The sequence below is a fragment of the Bacteroidota bacterium genome (genome assembly GCA_039111535.1).
Lineage (GTDB): Bacteria > Bacteroidota > Rhodothermia > Rhodothermales > JAHQVL01 > JBCCIM01.
Map to the genome: position 1 here is coordinate 51,796 of JBCCIM010000003.1, position 16,850 is coordinate 68,645.

The 16,850-nt window shown below is 50.8% G+C and carries 16 protein-coding genes; 8 read left to right on the top strand and 8 right to left on the bottom strand.

Annotated elements, in window-relative coordinates; genetic code table 11:
- Nucleotides 1-28: 28 nt before the first annotated feature.
- From AAF564_00940 to AAF564_00975, 8 genes are all read right to left on the bottom strand, one after another.
- Entirely contained in the window at nt 29-733 is a 705-nt protein-coding gene (locus AAF564_00940) for a hypothetical protein (GenBank protein MEM8484075.1), read from the bottom strand.
- Between the two features lie 230 nt (nt 734-963).
- Complete coding sequence (locus tag AAF564_00945) at nt 964-1,818, bottom strand: MBL fold metallo-hydrolase (protein MEM8484076.1); 855 nt, start codon at nt 1,816-1,818, stop codon at nt 964-966.
- Between the two features lie 18 nt (nt 1,819-1,836).
- On the bottom strand, nt 1,837-2,487 hold the full coding sequence (locus AAF564_00950) for an LON peptidase substrate-binding domain-containing protein (GenBank protein ID MEM8484077.1): 651 nt from the start codon (nt 2,485-2,487) through the stop codon (nt 1,837-1,839).
- A gap of 30 nt (nt 2,488-2,517) precedes the next feature.
- Complete coding sequence (locus AAF564_00955; protein MEM8484078.1) at nt 2,518-4,296, bottom strand: sodium:solute symporter family protein; 1,779 nt, start codon at nt 4,294-4,296, stop codon at nt 2,518-2,520.
- 84 nt (nt 4,297-4,380) lie between these two features.
- Nucleotides 4,381-5,373 (bottom strand): quinolinate synthase NadA, encoded by a 993-nt coding sequence (nadA, locus tag AAF564_00960; GenBank protein MEM8484079.1) that lies wholly within the window; start codon nt 5,371-5,373, stop codon nt 4,381-4,383.
- A gap of 115 nt (nt 5,374-5,488) precedes the next feature.
- Nucleotides 5,489-6,172 carry an ABC transporter ATP-binding protein gene (locus tag AAF564_00965; protein MEM8484080.1) on the bottom strand — a complete coding sequence of 228 codons (684 nt, stop codon included), beginning with the start codon at nt 6,170-6,172 and terminating at the stop codon, nt 5,489-5,491.
- A gap of 61 nt (nt 6,173-6,233) precedes the next feature.
- Nucleotides 6,234-7,616, bottom strand: a complete 1,383-nt coding sequence (locus tag AAF564_00970; GenBank protein ID MEM8484081.1) for a sigma-54 dependent transcriptional regulator — start codon at nt 7,614-7,616, stop codon at nt 6,234-6,236.
- Nucleotides 7,617-7,658: 42 nt separating this feature from the next.
- Nucleotides 7,659-8,366, bottom strand: coding sequence for a tetratricopeptide repeat protein (locus AAF564_00975; GenBank protein ID MEM8484082.1), 708 nt, complete (start codon nt 8,364-8,366; stop codon nt 7,659-7,661).
- A 420-nt stretch (nt 8,367-8,786) separates the two neighbouring features.
- Here AAF564_00975 and gap point away from each other — a divergent pair, with 420 nt between their 5' ends.
- From gap to AAF564_01015, 8 genes are all read left to right on the top strand, one after another.
- Complete coding sequence (gap, locus tag AAF564_00980) at nt 8,787-9,791, top strand: type I glyceraldehyde-3-phosphate dehydrogenase (protein MEM8484083.1); 1,005 nt, start codon at nt 8,787-8,789, stop codon at nt 9,789-9,791.
- 257 nt (nt 9,792-10,048) lie between these two features.
- A complete protein-coding gene (locus AAF564_00985) occupies nt 10,049-11,248 on the top strand; it encodes a phosphoglycerate kinase (GenBank protein ID MEM8484084.1) in 1,200 nt (399 codons plus the stop codon).
- A 256-nt stretch (nt 11,249-11,504) separates the two neighbouring features.
- A complete protein-coding gene (locus AAF564_00990; protein ID MEM8484085.1) occupies nt 11,505-12,395 on the top strand; it encodes an arginine deiminase-related protein in 891 nt (296 codons plus the stop codon).
- 15 nt (nt 12,396-12,410) lie between these two features.
- Nucleotides 12,411-13,091 carry a TIGR04283 family arsenosugar biosynthesis glycosyltransferase gene (locus tag AAF564_00995; GenBank protein ID MEM8484086.1) on the top strand — a complete coding sequence of 227 codons (681 nt, stop codon included), beginning with the start codon at nt 12,411-12,413 and terminating at the stop codon, nt 13,089-13,091.
- 312 nt (nt 13,092-13,403) lie between these two features.
- Nucleotides 13,404-13,790, top strand: a complete 387-nt coding sequence (locus tag AAF564_01000) for a BlaI/MecI/CopY family transcriptional regulator (GenBank protein MEM8484087.1) — start codon at nt 13,404-13,406, stop codon at nt 13,788-13,790.
- On the top strand, nt 13,783-15,495 hold the full coding sequence (locus AAF564_01005) for a TonB family protein (protein ID MEM8484088.1): 1,713 nt from the start codon (nt 13,783-13,785) through the stop codon (nt 15,493-15,495). Before AAF564_01000 ends, AAF564_01005 begins: the two co-directional genes overlap by 8 nt.
- Nucleotides 15,492-16,133, top strand: coding sequence for a hypothetical protein (locus AAF564_01010; GenBank protein ID MEM8484089.1), 642 nt, complete (start codon nt 15,492-15,494; stop codon nt 16,131-16,133). The genes AAF564_01005 and AAF564_01010 overlap by 4 nt, the downstream gene beginning before the upstream one ends.
- Entirely contained in the window at nt 16,130-16,756 is a 627-nt protein-coding gene (locus tag AAF564_01015; protein MEM8484090.1) for a carboxypeptidase regulatory-like domain-containing protein, read from the top strand. Before AAF564_01010 ends, AAF564_01015 begins: the two co-directional genes overlap by 4 nt.
- Nucleotides 16,757-16,850 lie beyond the last annotated feature (94 nt).

Here is a 16,850-nt window from a genome sequence, read left to right on the forward strand (position 1 = left end):
TGCAGGCCGGCTCACCACAGGTATCGGTTCAAAGCTCTCCTTTTTCAAGATTACCCGCTCTGATTTTTTCTTTCAGGGCTGCAATGGCTTTCAGGTCTTCTTCAAACCTGGCACTCACCGTAGCAATATCAGCGATGGGCTTCATCAAATCCGCCGAGATTTGCATCGAATCTGTTAACATTTGGAGCAACTGAATATTGCCCGACAGAATGGTAAGTGGATTGCTGATGCTGTGGTAAAACACAGAAAGCTCGTTGCCAATTTGGGCAAGCCAACGCTCCTGTTGCTCGTTTTGCAAAGCCAGTTGCAGGCGCTGGGTATCGCTGCTCGGGAAGAGCCGGCTCCGCACCTCGTCAGCCACCCTTTCACCCGTTTGCTCATCGATGGCTACAGGTATCATATTTTCAGTGAGCTCCGCAGGTCCAACAAGGGCCCCAGCCAACATGACCGACGCAAATGCAGGTAGCTCATAACGCTGCGAAAGTTGCTCCAGCGGCCAGTCGGTTACAAGAAATACGTGCGCAGCCTGCACTAGCCGGGCTGGTTCGATATCTACTGACTCAGCACGCTCCGACAGGGAGACACAGGGAATACCAGCAACATGATCACTCAGTTGGGTAACAACCATTTGCGCCAACGCATCATCATTAAATAAAAGGCCAATACATGGGGCATCGGAGTTAGTACCTGACGGCACAACACCACCGGTGCGCACAAGCGAGACATTGTGCATATCGATCAGAATCTATAGAAGTGCAAAAAGGAATACGAGACAGAGATGCAATGGGCTGACACGGTATACAGCGAAAGAGTAGCAAAGCTTTTAACTAACGCACTTCAATAGTGCAGTAATACTGTAACACGATGCCAACAGATCAGCTATGCCAGCCCAGCAGAATCAAGATAGAAAGGTATAAAAAGAGAGGTACACACAGGGGATGTCTCGAAAACCCGAGAGGTAGCTTACAGTTCCGCTAGCGTTCGCGTATCTACCACCTGGACGCCCCTGTCGGTTTGTTTGAGGCTCGCTACAGCTACTTCAGGATCATGCTCAAAAAACAGGTGCCAATTCTTTGCTACAGCTTCAGCCAGGAATGCTTCTTTCTCTTCGATGGTGACCATCGGCTGTAGATCATAAGCCATATTCCAGGCAGATGGAATGTGGGCATGCGTAGGCAACAAATCTGCCGTATACACCAGCGTTGTGGAGCCATCTGCAATTTTCACCAATTGCATCGCTTCCGTGTGCCCATGGGCGACAAACACTTCGATGCCGGGCGCCAGCTGGGTTTTGCCATCAAGAAAATTTAATACGCCGGCATCTTCGAGTGGCTGCAGATTTTCTTTCAGAAATGAATTGCGTTCACGCACGTTCGGATGCTGGGCCCAATCCCAATGTTCGCGCTGTACGTGGTGTCGTGCATTTTTGAAAACAACTTCCAACTTGTCGCCTACCCTGCGGGTGCTGCCACCACAGTGGTCAAAATGCAAATGGGTTATGATGAGGTCTGTTACATCATCCGCGGTATAGCCGAGGGTATTCAGCGAGCGTTCCAGCGAAGCGTATTCCTGGTCTACAGCAAAAATACTGGCAAACTTTTCGTCGTATTTATCACCTAATCCGTTATCGACCAACATGAGCCGGTCTTCTCCTTCGAGGAGCAAACACCGCATGTTGAGGGGAATACGGTTTTTTGCGTCCGCAGGTATTTTGCGTTCCCAAAGGGGTTTGGGCACAATGCCAAACATGGCGCCACCATCGAGTCCAAAACGCCCTGTTTCGACCGTGTGCAGCGTATAGTTTCCAATTTTAGGCATGTCCTGCGTGGGATAGAATTAATCTACAGAAGGTAAGTCTTCAGAGGGAAAATCTTTAAAGTGGCCGTTACTTTGCACTTTCTTGCGCACGTCTTCAAACTCCTCTACCCGTGGGATCAGCATTTCCAGGTGGCCAGCCAGGTAACTGATGCGTTCGTTTTCTGAATTCAGCTCCAGGATTTCCTGTTTCTGATTGGGTTTCAGGCCGGCGTTGTGCGCGATAAAGAACGAAACGCCCGTCAGGTTCTGATACGTCGTAGGGCGCACTTTACGGCCAGCCAGTTCCAGCAAGCGCATGTGCTGGGTGATCACGCGCTCTCGCATGTCGTTTTTCACTGGCTCATCGGGCTCGCGCAAAAAGTCGATAGATGCCGTCATGTAGACCTTGTTTTCAAACACTTCTTCAACACGAAACCGTTGCATGCCGTGTACAATGATATCGAGCCGGCCATCATCATATTTTGTCACCACCTGCTCGATGTGCGCTGTACATCCGATGTTTGCCATTTTGCCTTCGTTGACCAGCAAAATACCAAAAGGTGCTTCATCTTCAAGGCAGTAAGCCACCATCTCCCGGTATCGCTCCTCGAAAATATGCAACGGCAGTTGCTCGCTGGGGTATAGCACCAGTTCCAGCGGAAAAATGGGTATTATCGTGGCTTCAGACATTCATTTTTAAAAATTACGCGGTACGCAGCATCACATCCAGCGGAGCCGGCGCAAAAGCAAACCGCCAGCCAACGCGATCAAGAACATCACGATGGCTACACCTGTTTTCAACAGCAAGGCACCACCTACGCCAAACATAACGCCAAACAGCAACATGGTAGCCCCCAGCACACGCAACAGGTCTTTACCCAGCGCCTGCTCTATTTCAACCTGTGCCCGTTTACTTATATGTTGCCAGCCGGGTCCGGCAGGCCGCACCTTTTCATAAAACTTCAGCAATACCGCATCCTCTTCCGGGCGGGTGGCATACATAACGGTTACCCAGATGACCGTTGTAATGCCCACAATGACAAACAAACGCAAGCCAAAATCGGCGATGGTAAACTCGGGCACCAGCGTAGTAAACAGGCCGATGCTAAAGCCGGCCAACATAGCGGAGAGCTCTGCCCATGCATTGATCCGCCACCAGAACCACCGCAGAATCAGCACTACCCCCGGGCCTGTCCCGATAGCAATCACAAGCCGGAATACCTGGCCCACGCTTTCAGCATAAAGCGCAGCCAATGCCCCAAATGCGGTAATGACCACCGAAGCAAGACGCCCCACGCGTATTAACTCTGCCTGGGTGGCCTCCGGATTGATAAACCGGTTGTACAGGTCATTTACGATGTAAGACGCGCCCCAGTTGATGTTTGTAGATACCGTACTCATAAACGCCGCAAACAACGACGCTACCACCAATCCAAGGAGGCCAACCGGCAAGAAGTCCAGCATCAACATTGGATATCCCAGCTCTTTGTCTTCCAGATCAGGGTAGAGCACAAGCGCGGCCAGCGCAACCAGGATCCATGGCCACGTACGCACCACATAATGCATCACGTTGAAGAGCCATGCTGCTTTAACAGCTTCATCTTCATCTTTTGCAGCAGCGAGGCGCTGGATAAACTCCCCCCCACCGTCGGATCGGCGAAAGGTCCACCATTGCAGGAATACATACGCACCAAACGTCGAGGCAGAGATGCCGGCAAACGTACTCCACCCAATCCCCAACAACGTATCTGCATCAAAGGTCAGCGGCACAAAAGCCAGCACATCAAACGCAGTATTTTCCTGTGCACCAGCGATCAGATTGGTTAATCCGCCTATTTCAGGGCTGGAGACGGCAAAATAGGCGACCAGAATAGCACCAAAGAGGGCGAGAAAGAACTGAAAGAAATCGGTTATCACTACGCCCCACAACCCCGAAAAACTGGTATACAACAACACCAGCGCTGAAACCCCTATAACCGACAACAGCTTGGGGTCCATCCCCAACACGGTATCCCCTTCCAGGATACCCAACCCGTCCCATATCCCTAGGGTGCCCACAACTTTCACCGTAGCCAGCATGATGTAGCCAATTGCTATACAATTGATGGGTACGGCAAATAGAAACGCCTTGAATGCACGCAATATAGATGCGGGGCGTCCGCCATAGCGAAGTTCGATCAACTCAGCGTCTGTGACAATTTCACTGCGGCGCCAGAGCCGGGCAAAAATGTAAATCAGCACGACATGTCCAACACCAAACGCCCACCACTCCCAGTTGCCAGCAATGCCTCGGCTTCCCACTACACCCGCGATATAGAGCGGTGTATCTACCGAAAAAGTGGTTGCAGCCATCGACGTGCCGGCCAACCACCAGGGCAAGGAGCGGCCCGATACAAAGAAATCTTCAACAGAGCGGGATGCGCGACGGGAAAGGTAAACACCAATGACAACTGTGATCAGGAGATAACACAGAACAACAAGCCAGTCAACAAGAGCCATGGGTACCGGGGATTGGATGCTGCGCCGGCCGCACCAGCAGATTACCTCTGCCAGGGCGGCCTGGGCAGTTGAATTACAATACGGCTACTTTATGGCCGCACTCATTTCGAGCATGCGTTCGATAGGCAACAAAGCGCGCTTGCGCAACGCTTCTTCCATTTTGATTTCTGGCTGCTCGTGTTTGAGACAAAGATACAGTTTTTCAAGGGTATTCAAGCGCATATGCGGACATTCGTTGCAACTGCATCCGTTGTCTGGTGGGGCTGCAATAAACGTCTTGTCTGGATTTTGCTTCTGCATCTGGTGCAAAATGCCCACTTCGGTTGCAACGATGAATGTATCCAGTTCACTTTCTGAAGCGTGACGGAGGATATTAGACGTTGAGCCAATAAAGTCAGCATGCCGCAAGACGGCCTCTTCACACTCAGGATGCGCCAGCACTTCTGCTTTCGGGTGCTGTACCTTGAGTTGGACGAGTTTCTGTTCACTGAACACTTCATGCACAATACACACCCCATCCCAAATCACCATGTCTCTACCGGTTTCTTTGGCAAGGTAGCGGCCCAGATTTCTATCCGGCGCAAAAATGATGGGTTGGTCTTCAGGAATCTGGCGGATGATGTGCTCAGCATTGGACGAGGTGACAATGATGTCACTCAACGCCTTAACAGCCGCAGAGCAGTTGATGTAGGAGATTACCGTATGCCCGGGATGCGCCTTAATGAAGGCCTCAAAAGCATCAGGCGGACACGAATCAGCCAGTGAGCAGCCGGCATTCAGGTCTGGCAAAATTACTTTTTTGGATGGATTTACGATAATCGCCGTCTCCGCCATGAAGTGTACGCCGGCAAAAACGATGATATCAGCATCCGTGTTGGCAGCCTGCCGGGCGAGCCCGAGGGAATCACCGATATAATCAGCAATATCCTGGATTTCGGCCTCCTGGTAGTAATGCGCAAGAATGATTGCGTTTTTCTCGCGTTTTAACCGCTCAATTTCTTCGTAGACATCCAGGGTTGGAGCTATGTCTTCTGTAACGTAACCGGCGGTCAGGTCCAGTAGCATGGTATCGTTCATGTGGTACCCCCCATGTTTAAAAGCGCAGGATTAACATCGCGCAATTGTTGCAATAAACAGGTCGGACAGTTTTCTGGTTAGATCTTCTGGGTCTGTTTAGATGTTCTGGATCGGGTCAGGCATATTCTTTCAGCAAGCCCTGCTCGATCGTCAGTACGCGGTCAGCCATTTTTGCAAACGCAGGGTTGTGCGTTACAATGACAAACGATTGTTGGAACGTTCGGCTAAGGCGGATCAATTCGTGGTGCAGGGACTCGGCAGTTTTAACATCCAGGTTACCCGTAGGCTCATCTGCCAATACAAGTCCCGGCTCGTTCATCAACGCACGCGCAACGGCAACGCGTTGCTTTTCTCCACCAGACATTTGTCCTGGACGGTGAGAGACGCGTTCTTTTAAGCCTAGGAGTTCGAGTAAATTTGCCGCGCGGTCTTGAACTTCGTCGAGGGGTTTATTCTGGATAAGGGCCGGCATCGCGACATTTTCAAGCGCAGTAAACTCGGGCAGCAGGTGGTGAAACTGGAAAACAAAACCAATGGACCGGTTGCGAAAGCGGGCAAGCGCCTCGTCATCTTTCTGGTAAATGTCTTCGCCGCCAAAGTAGACGGTGCCAGAAGACGGTCGGTCGAGTGCGCCCAGCAAATGCAGCAAGGTGCTTTTGCCGGCACCGCTCTCTCCTACTACGGCAACAACCTGCCCTTTTTCTACACTGAACGACATGCCGCGTAACACTTCAAGCGTCCCGCCATCTCCCGTTTTATAAGCTTTGCGCAGGTCTTCCACTGCGAGCAATTGCGACATACGTTATTGTTCTCTATTAAGTCTGTACGGTGTTAAGTCCGTACGGTTTAAGCCCGTATGGTCAGGTACGCTCAATTTCATACTTGCTCATCTTATTGTACAGATGAGAACGCTGAATACCAATGGCCTCAGCAGTTCGGCTGATATTCCAGTCGAACTGGTCAAGTTTGTGTTGGATAAACAGTTTTTCTGCGTGATCGCGGAAATCGCTAAATGCTTCGTATTGGTCAACGAGGCCCGTAATGGAGCCGGCGCTGTTGCCATTTGGTTGCACAAAGCGATCTACGTCCCGCACTTCTACCTGGTCGCCTTCACTCAGAATCAGCAAACGCTCCACTACATTATGTAGCTCACGCACGTTACCGCGCCAGTCGTACTGCATCATGCGCTCCAACGCACTCTGGTTGAACGTTTTCTGTGGCATGCCATTGCGAACCGAAAGGTTTTCACAAAACGCCACAGCAATTTTGGGGATGTCTTCTCTGCGCTCTCTAAGGGGTGGAACGTGGACCAGGATAACGCTCAGACGGTGGTACAAATCTTCCCTGAACTGATTTTCCTCAATCTGATTCAACAGATTTTTATTTGTAGCAGCAACAACACGCACATCAACAGGGATACTGCGGTCTCCCCCCACCCGGCTGATACGGTTTTCCTGCAGCGCCCGAAGCACCTTGGCCTGGGCGGAAAGGCTCATATCGCCAATTTCGTCGAGGAAGAGCGTGCCGCCATTGGCCTGTTCAAATTTACCAATCCGTTGTTTGGTAGCACCCGTAAATGAACCTTTTTCATGCCCAAACAGCTCGCTCTCAATGAGTTCGCTTGGGATAGCAGCGCAGTTTACCTCAACCATGGGCCCATCTTTACGGCCCGACTGGTGGTGTACCCATTTTGCAACCAGTTCCTTGCCAGTGCCGGCCTCGCCAGTAATGAGCACCCGCGCTTCGGTAGGGGCAACGCGCTTGATGGTGTCTTTAATCCGGTTTATCGCATTGCTGTCCCCGATGATGGGCGTAAGCTTACGCTCACGTTGCTCTACGATGGCTTGCCGCATGCGCTTGTTTTCTTCCTGCAACGATGCGCGGTCCATTGCATTGCGCAGGGTAACAAGCAAACGATTCAGATCGGGCGGCTTCTCGATAAAATCAAAAGCACCGAGTTTTGTGGCTTCAATAGCCGTCTCGAGATTGCCATGGCCCGAAATCATAACTACGGGCAGTTCGGGCATTTCATTATAGAGGACCTGCAAGACCTCTAGCCCATCCCGCTTGGGCATTTTCACGTCGAGTAGCACCAGGTCGTAAGCATGTGCTTTAACCTTGGCAAGGGCATCCTCGCCGTCTACTGCTTCGTGGACCTCGTAAGATTCATATTCCAGGATTTCCCGGAGTGTACGTCGAATACTGGCTTCGTCGTCAACAACCAGAATATTCGCAACTGCCATAATCAGAATCGTGTTTATACAAGCATCATCAAGAAGGCAGAATTACCCCTGGTTTTCCTTCAGGTCAACGCGCGCCATAAACATGTCGACATCGCTGGCCTGTGCTGAATCCGGGAAATCTTCTTTGATCGTTTGGTAAACGGCGCGTGCTTTGTCGAACGCTCCAGCCTGCTCATAATTGCGGCCGGCATTCTGCAAGTAGCGCGCAGACGTAAACTCGCTGTTGTATGCTTCTGCAGCATCTTTATAGCGATCGCCGGCGGCGCTAAAGTCACCATTGCTTTCGAGGATGGCGGCTTCACCAGCATAAGCGCCGGCGCCAAGCGCGTCACCTCCGTTGTCAAACTGACGAAAGTATTTCAAAGCGGATTCATTGTCACCCAGTTTAAAGTAGGCATCTGCCGCGTAGTACAAGGCCAGGTTGCCGGCTTTGCTGGATCCAAAGTCACCAGCTACATCAAGCAAGCCTTTTACGCCATCAGAACCGTCGAGTGCAGCCTGCCAGTTGCTTTCTTCATACAAGCGAACTGCGCCCGCCAGCGCTTCCTGCGCCTGGTCTTCCTGACGATCTTTGAAAATGCCATACCCAAATCCCATGATAATGAGCAGCACGATACCGCCAAGGATACCAAATACAAGGTTTCTATTGCCCTCAAAAAACTCTAAAAACTGCGTATAAAAGGTTACAACCTTGTCTTCGCGCAATTCTGTGCGGCGATTTTTGCGTTTCGGTGCTTTGTAGGTGGCCATGTTTAAATGATCAAATTGTGTGTACAAAAAACTTCATGTTTGTCCTGCCAGGTTGACACTGGGTGCATGTTTTTCAGGACAGCCGCGCTGGCGGGCTGCATTCAGATTTTGACTCTGAATCGGGTACATTACGCCATTACGGGTGCCCTCTAACGCACATAAGCCGCAAGATATCCCGCGTGGCTTTTTTTATACACGAATTCTCGAATACTGCGCAAGCGGTCATCGATGCGCCTGCACGCTGTGGGGCCTTATCCTCCCCCGTCTTTCCCACTGATCTGCTGCTGTTTTCATAAAAAGCTAAAATTAAAAGGGCATTTAATGGTTCGAGTTAAATTAATTTAACGGCAAGAACTCTTTAACGAGTTGGGCTTAGAAGCCCACTCTCAATCAACAAAATTGACAAGAAGAACGACAACTATGGCCATTAAGCTTGGAATCAACGGGTTTGGTAGAATTGGTCGCCTTGTGCTGCGCTCAATCCTCGCCCGGAAGTCGAACGAATTTGATGTAGTAGGTATTAACGACCTCACAGATGCGTCTACCCTCGCCCACCTGTTCAAGTATGATTCTGTGCATGGTGTCTACCCCGGAGAAGTAACTGTAGACGGTGACTCCCTCAAAGTTGGCGGAGACCGGTTCAAGGTATTCAGCGAGAGAAATCCAGAAGATCTCCCATGGGGCGAACTCGGTTGTGATCTTGTCATCGAGTCAACGGGTATTTTCCGTACCAAAGAGGCTGCATCCAAGCACATTACTGCCGGCGCAAAAAAAGTCATTATCTCTGCGCCGGCCAAAGGTGCAGTTGATGCAACAGTTGTACTCGGCGTTAACGACAGCATCCTTACAGGCAGCGAGCAGGTCATTTCCAACGCTAGCTGTACCACCAACTGTCTTTCTCCGATGGTTAAAGTGCTCGACGATGCATTTGGCATCAAACGCGGCCTGATGACCACCATCCACGGTTACACTGCTGACCAGCGCCTGCAAGACGCACCACACAGCGACCTGCGTCGCTCTCGTGCTGCTGCGCTCAACATCATCCCGACAACCACTGGTGCTGCTGTAGCTGTTGGACTCGTTTTGCCGCACCTTGCCGGCAAACTCGACGGATTTGCACTGCGCGTGCCCGTACCCGACGGTTCAATTACCGACTTCACCGCTGAAGTTGGCACAGAAACTACGATTGAAGAAGTAAACGCCCTCTTCAAAGCAGCAGCAGAAGGCCCGATGAAAGGCGTACTGCAATTTAACACAGACGCTATCGTATCCAGCGACATTGTGGGCAATCCCCACTCTTGTATCCTTGATGCGCCGCTGACCATGGTAACCGGCAACATTATTAAAGTGGTTGGTTGGTACGATAACGAATGGGGATACGCAAACCGCGCCGTAGACGTCGCGCATAAGCTGATGTCTCTCTAGACACCCCTTTCTGTGATGTGCAAAAACTAGACAATGTGAGCGCGGGATATGTATTATCTCGCGCTCACAAGTTTTTTAACCCCAAGTGTCTACTTTTTCACGGTACGCTTACTTACCTTTGACTGACGTCGTGCGCCGGCATTTCCTGATGCCATCACCCTCAACGCGCATGATACGGCTGTGCTGCCTTGCATATTCAATCCTGCAACCTCCAGAATCGCACAGTTCGTTTTTGTAATTGCACCTGACGATTCAATATGAGTTACTATACACCTGCTGACCTGGACATCGAAGACAAACGCGTGCTTATCCGCGTCGACTTTAACGTTCCGATTAAAGAAGACGAAGCGGGCAACCGCAAAGTTGTAGATGACACCCGCATTCGTGCCGCGCTCCCCACCATTAAGTCGGTCATCGACAAAAACGGGAAAGCCATTCTGATGAGCCACCTCGGCCGGCCCAAAGGAGTGCCCAACCAGGCCTTCAGCCTTTCACCGGTGGCATTGAAGCTCGAAGAATTGCTCGGCAAAAGGGTTCGTTTTGCGTCACACCTTACCGGCGATGCCGTACGTGAGGTCATCGACCGTATGCCCGGTGGTAGCGTAATTTTGCTTGAAAACACGCGTTTTTATCCTGGCGAGAAGCAAAATGACCCGGCGCTTGCTGAAGAAATCGCGGCGCTGGCAGATGTGTATATCAATGACGCTTTTGGCACCGCACACCGTGCACATGCATCTACTGCCGGCGTCACAGAGCATGTATCAGTTGCCGCGATGGGATACTTGCTCGAAAAAGAAGTCAACTACCTTTCAAAAATCCTGAATGACGCTGAGCACCCCTTTGTAGGTATCATTGGCGGCGCAAAAGTATCCGACAAAATTGGTGTTATCGAGTCGTTGCTCGAGAAAGTTGACAAACTACTCATCGGCGGTGCCATGAGCTATACTTTCCTTAAAGCGCTCGGCCATAACATCGGCACCTCCCTCTTTGAGGAGGACAAACTTGCTGATGCAAAACTCCTCTTCGAGCGCGCAGATGGCAAAATCTTGCTTCCATCCGACCATATCGCTGCTACAGCGTTTGACAACGACGCCCCGCATGGTGTTGTAGCTGGCGATATTCCAGAAGGACAAATGGGCCTTGATATCGGACCAGACAGCGCTGCTGCCTACCGCGAGGTGCTGCTAAATGCCAAAACAATTGTATGGAACGGTCCGATGGGCGTCTTTGAACTGCCGAACTACGCCAAAGGCACACTTTCAGTGGCCCAGGCCCTTGCAGATGCCACCGAACAGGGTGCCCTTACAGTTGTTGGTGGTGGCGATTCTGTCGCAGCTATCAAACAAATGCGCTTTGAAAACAAGGTGAGCCACGTCTCCACCGGTGGCGGTGCCATGCTGGAATTCCTGGAAGGCAAAACCCTCCCTGGCATCGATGCGCTTACCGAAAAGGCCTAAGTTCGTTGTAAGCTGACAGGCTTTTCCCACTGCCGTTATCATTGTTTTTATGCTATGCCCCGAGCACTCCCCGGGGTAAGTTCTCTTGTGTAGCATGCACCTCCTTTCCTCAAAATTTTGATCCTAAATGGATTGACTCGGAAGCGCTTTTTTTATAAACTGCTGCGTTTTTATCCAGCATGTTTGGCCGATACTGTTTTCAGTCGTCTATTTCACTTCATGCTGGACCCGTTCATCAGCTAAGACAAAGAAAACTATGGTATACAAACGTGTTGAGGAAGTCGATTTTGATCGTGCTTCGTTGCCACATCTCCCTACCCCCAAAAATGTGCTGTTTACTTCTCCAGAGCATTTTGACGTAGCTTATGTAATCAATCCCCATATGGCGGCTCATGTCGGCAGTGTTGACACCGACGTTGCACGTGCCCAATGGGAAACCCTTCGCGCAGCCTATAAAGAACTCGGCCTCAATACCCACGTACTGGCAGGCGCAGCCGGCTACCCCGACATGGTATTCTGCGCCAACCAGACCCTCCCCTTTTACCAAAACGGAGACAGCAACCCCGGCGTTGTGCTCAGCAACATGCACGCCGACCAGCGCAAAGGGGAAGTCGCCCACCTGGAATCGTTCTTCAGTAGCCGGCGCTACACGGTAAAATCCGTTGCGCGCCTCGCTTTCGACTTTGAAGGTATGGGTGATGCTATCTGGCATCCCGCGCGTAAACTGCTCTGGGGTGGCTACGGATTTCGGACAAACATCCAGGTATACGAGAACATCGCTTCTTTGCTGGATGTCAAGGTTCTCGTACTTGAACTACTCGACCCAGACTTTTACCACCTGGACACCTGTTTCAGTGTTTTGAATGAGCGCACTGTAATGATTTACCCCGGTGCCTTCACACAAGAGGGACTGGACTTGATCCATCATTTTTTCGATCATGTGATCGAATGCCCCGAAGATGAATCGCGCAAGCTGTTTGCCTGCAATGCACACTGCCCGGACCAGCGCCATGTTGTCATCCAAAAAGGATGTACCGTGACAAATGAATTGCTAAAAGCTGCCGGCTTTGTACCCGTTGAAGTAGACACAAGCGAATACATCAAAGCGGGCGGATCCGTATTCTGCATGAAGCAGATGTTTTGGTAACGTTACCCGTGACCTGTGCTCATTACAATAGTTATCCCTACTCTCAATGAGGCCGCCTGTATTCGGCGCACGCTCAGCGAACTTCAATCATTAACCCCGCCCTTTGAACTTATTGTGGTGGATGGCGGCTCTGTAGACGACACAGCCGCCATCGCCCACCCTTTTGCGCGCGTTGTACAGGCCGACCGTGGCCGCGCTGTACAAATGAATGCAGGCGCTGCTGTTGCAAGCGGTGACGTCTTGCTGTTTTTACATGCAGATACCGTACTGCCAGCCAACGCCCTGGATCTAATACGAGGCGCCGCAGAGAACAACATCTCAGCCGGCAACTTCCGCCTTAAATTTGATGCTTCCTCTCCCCTCCTCGGACTCTACAGCTTCTTCACCCGGTTTCGCGTCTCCCAGTTTAGCTTTGGCGACCGCGGTCTGTTTGTTACGAAAACCCATTTTGAAGAGACTGGCGGGTTTGCACCCATCCCCATTTTTGAAGACCTAGACCTTGCCCGCCGGCTACAAAAAAACGGCCCTTTTGCCTATCTCGATGCCTATGCGACCACGTCTGCTCGCCGATTTCGACAACACGGCGCATTACGGCAGCAGTTACGCAATGCCTATCTCTGGACCCGATACCTGCTAGGCACCTCCCCCAAACAGCTCGCGCATCTTTATCCATACGCGTCTCGGAAAACTACATAATTCGATTTCAAGATTGAATCAATAGCGGCATTTCCTTCCGTCATGCCCAACTTGATTGGGCATCCACCCGGCTAGCAAAAGGCATGCGGCGAGAAGCAAAATCGCATTGCCATACCTGTGGATCCCGGAGACATCGAGATGACGGCTTACTCAGGTAGCTCACACTGGTGTTTCACCACACAGGAGCGGCACTTCAACAGATATTTTATCCCAAAAAATTTAAGCATACTGGAAACTTATCGACACAAATACTATCATAGTAGTATTACTATCGTAGTACAGAAAAAAAGCATGATGCGCAAAAAGAAAAACATGTCCCCCTTGGGCGAAACAGAAATGGAAGTATTGCAGCATATCTGGTCGCTGCAAAAAGCAACGGTTGCGCAGGTACACACCCGTGTCCTTGAAACGCGCAAAGTGGCTTATACAACCATCATGACAGTAATGAAAAAACTGGCAGACAAGGGGTATCTGTCTTTCGAAAAAGACGGTGCCACGTATGTGTACGCGCCGGCCCGCACCCAGGAGGATGTGCAACAGTCGCTCATCAGCAGCCTGGTAGAGAAAGCATTTCAAGGGTCGTCGGCTGCACTCATTCAAACCCTGGTTAAAAAAGAAGCCCTCTCCGATGCAGAGCGGCAAGACATTCTGAAACTCATCGCAGACCTCAACGACGACGCAGGCAACACCAATGACTAACTTCGCAGATTTTCTATTCAACACGGGCCAGTTGAGCCTCGAACACCTCTGGCTCCCCCTGCTGTTCTGGACGCTGTTTGCCGGCTTGTTCTATCTGGCTGATCGTTCCAAACTCATACACGCACCGCAAATCCGGTATCAGGCAGCCACTGCGCTGCTGCTGGCCTTGCCGATTGGGATTTTGCTGTCTTTTGCAGCAATTCTGTCTGTCTCGGCGCCGGCGCCAAGCTATCTTACAACACCTGATACACCGCTCGTGCCAGACGTTGGCAGCGTCGCATCTGCGTCGCCAGTAACTCCTGACCTCATCTGGCACACATACCACCTGGTTGGCATATTTGTCCTTCTGATTGGCGCAATTGCGCTTTTCAAAACGAGTGTTTTGTTGCGGGAAACGCTGTATTTGCGCTGGATGGGCCAAACGCTACGCGGCGACAAACTGGCAGCTATTAGTCCGGCTGGAGACGCTGTACGCAAAGCCTGGGGCCTCAGCGATAAAATAAACGTGGTATTTTCAGATACACATGCAGCGCCTATGACCTTCGGCTGGCGCACGCCTGTCATTGTGGTGCCAGAATCCCTCCGCAATCAGCCACATGATTTGCACCTCGCCCTCTTGCATGAGTTAGCCCATATACGTAATGCCGACTTTGCGAGAAAATGGATTGAGCGGCTCACTGCATCCTGGTTCTTTTTCCACCCGCTTGTACACAATCTCGTTCAGCGGCTCGCCCATTTCAGGGAAATGAACTGCGACCAGGAAGTCCTCAGCCGGCAAGACGTGTCACCACGCCAGTACGCCTCGTTGCTGCTCAATTTTGCAGCTCCCCAACCCGTTCCGGCTCCCCTGCCCCTCAGCATGTCTGCCAACAAAAATAGCCTCAAAAACAGAATCAGTGCAATGAAAGATTATTCGATTTTCTCTCCTTCGAAGCGCAGAACAGCGTTTTATGCAGCCATGCTGCTCCTGTTTTGTACCTCAGTACTCATAGCCTGCGAAGTCAATTTTGTAGATGATAATAGTGTGACAGTTATAACCACACCGGACGGTACCACTGAGACAGAAATCCTGGAGCGAGAACTTGCTGAACGGGAGCTCATCATCGAACAGCAACAGGCAGATCCTTCAGGCGAAGTATTTATGATCGTTGAGGAAATGCCCGTATTGATTGGAGGGCTGGCCGGCATTCAGGCACTTATAAACTATCCTGATGCTGCCAAAGCTGAAGGCATTGAAGGCCGCGTGTTTGTCCAGTTTGTGGTAGATACAAACGGGCAGGTGACCGATCCGGTGATTGTGCGCGGCATCGGTGCCGGCTGTGACGAAGAAGCGTTGCGTGCTGTTAGTCAGGCACGGTTCGTGCCGGGCAGGCAACGCGGACAGGTGGTTAAAGTAAAGATGTCGCTACCGGTTACATTTCGCCTCAGCGATGAGACTGCAGAGGCCATGCAGGGCAATATCGACCTGATTTCAAAACTAATGGCTGAAACGCAACTGAAAATGTCTGAGAGTCAGCTAAAGAAGGAAAGCCTGGCAGAGCAAATGGTCCTATCTACTTTTAATAAAGAAGAAGAAGAAATGCTGGTTCTTGAGAAAAAACTACGGGAGATCCTTGTTCAACAATCAGCCTATGAGACCCAATTAAAAGGACTCAAAGAGGTCTACGAAAAAATGCTTGCCCATCAGAATCAGATCGCATCATGAATTGGAAAACAAGTATTCTCGCATGCGCCATGCTGCTTACAACAGTAAGCGCACAAGCACAACACAGCATTTCAGGTTATGTATACGAAGTACAATCGGGTCAACCGCTTGAAGGCGTGCGCATCGACTTGAAAAACCGGCAGGGCCTGGACATTGGTTTGATGCCGGCTGCCTACACAGACGCTGAAGGTTACTTCACGTTCACCCACGTGAAATCACGCGACTACCGCGCTGAAATCACGCATACGTTCGACACGCCTGACGGCCCGTTTGGCATACGCTTGTTCACCAACAGCAGCGTCATTGCGGTTGATACCAGCGATTATACATTGAACATCGGACTGTCGCGCCACAAGGTAGACCAACATCGATTACACATGGCATTGAACCACTTACGCCAGCAAGCCGACAATCCGGATTTCTTCAAACAGCACGAGCATAAACTAAGCGACCAGACACGCGAACTGATGCGCAAACTCCAGCCGGACTGGAAAAGGCGTATTAACAAATTGTTTATCGAGCAAAAACTACTCAGCTCGCGCGTACTGGGGAATTATCGAGAATTGCGTGCAATAGAATCTGTCAGTCCTATTCGTGGCCCTGTGAACGTGCCGGTGCACTCAGGAGGTAAGCCATGAAATACTTTGCTTCTCTTTTGATTGGATGCTGTTTTCTTTTCACAGCACAGGCGCAACCCAGCATTTCCGGCTACGTGTATGAACTTCAATCCGGAGAGCCACTGGAAGGGGTGCGTGTACAGTTCAAAAACCGGCAGGGCCTGGAAATTGGCACCATGCAGGCTATATACACTGATGGTGAAGGGTATTACGAGTTTGCAAACGTAAAGCCACGGGAATATCGCGCTGAGATCACGCATGTGTTTGATACCTCCAACGGTCCCACGAGGCTACGCATTTTCACTATAAGAAACATCATTACTATAGACAGCTCAGACTACCAGCTCAATATTGCACTTTCACGACTCGAAGCTGAGCGCGCTGCCACACGTGAAACATTCGCTTATAGATTCGTGAGTAAAGACGGGAAGACCCCCAATCGTGAAGTACGACGCGAGTACTACGAGGAAGAAATGCTTAAGCGATTTGGCCCAAGTTGGAAGAAAGTTGTAGCAAAACGGGAAGCTGAACATGGTATTTTTCAATCCCGAATGATCGATAGCAATGGCAAGTTTTTCTATGGGGCGAGTGCAGAAATACTGACAGTAAATTCTTCGCAACTCAACGATAAAGCCACTAATTGAATAAATACATTCAAAGGGATGCAGCATTCGATATCCGGGCTTTGCAGGCTTGGCCGGCACCGTTAGTCATGTAAAACTGTAGCGTGCCCAGATG

Excerpts from the sequence above, each read along its gene's own strand:
- AAF564_00940 (MEM8484075.1), bottom strand. The coding sequence starts at position 733 with ATGCACAATGTCTCGCTTGTGCGCACCGGTGGTGTTGTGCCGTCAGGT.
- AAF564_00945 (MEM8484076.1), bottom strand. The coding sequence starts at position 1,818 with ATGCCTAAAATTGGAAACTATACGCTGCACACGGTCGAAACAGGGCGT.
- AAF564_00950 (MEM8484077.1), bottom strand. The coding sequence starts at position 2,487 with ATGTCTGAAGCCACGATAATACCCATTTTTCCGCTGGAACTGGTGCTA.
- AAF564_00955 (MEM8484078.1), bottom strand. The coding sequence starts at position 4,296 with ATGGCTCTTGTTGACTGGCTTGTTGTTCTGTGTTATCTCCTGATCACA.
- nadA (MEM8484079.1), bottom strand. The coding sequence starts at position 5,373 with ATGAACGATACCATGCTACTGGACCTGACCGCCGGTTACGTTACAGAA.
- AAF564_00965 (MEM8484080.1), bottom strand. The coding sequence starts at position 6,172 with ATGTCGCAATTGCTCGCAGTGGAAGACCTGCGCAAAGCTTATAAAACG.
- AAF564_00970 (MEM8484081.1), bottom strand. The coding sequence starts at position 7,616 with ATGGCAGTTGCGAATATTCTGGTTGTTGACGACGAAGCCAGTATTCGA.
- AAF564_00975 (MEM8484082.1), bottom strand. The coding sequence starts at position 8,366 with ATGGCCACCTACAAAGCACCGAAACGCAAAAATCGCCGCACAGAATTG.
- gap (MEM8484083.1), top strand. The coding sequence starts at position 8,787 with ATGGCCATTAAGCTTGGAATCAACGGGTTTGGTAGAATTGGTCGCCTT.
- AAF564_00985 (MEM8484084.1), top strand. The coding sequence starts at position 10,049 with ATGAGTTACTATACACCTGCTGACCTGGACATCGAAGACAAACGCGTG.
- AAF564_00990 (MEM8484085.1), top strand. The coding sequence starts at position 11,505 with ATGGTATACAAACGTGTTGAGGAAGTCGATTTTGATCGTGCTTCGTTG.
- AAF564_01000 (MEM8484087.1), top strand. The coding sequence starts at position 13,404 with ATGTCCCCCTTGGGCGAAACAGAAATGGAAGTATTGCAGCATATCTGG.
- AAF564_01005 (MEM8484088.1), top strand. The coding sequence starts at position 13,783 with ATGACTAACTTCGCAGATTTTCTATTCAACACGGGCCAGTTGAGCCTC.
- AAF564_01010 (MEM8484089.1), top strand. The coding sequence starts at position 15,492 with ATGAATTGGAAAACAAGTATTCTCGCATGCGCCATGCTGCTTACAACA.
- AAF564_01015 (MEM8484090.1), top strand. The coding sequence starts at position 16,130 with ATGAAATACTTTGCTTCTCTTTTGATTGGATGCTGTTTTCTTTTCACA.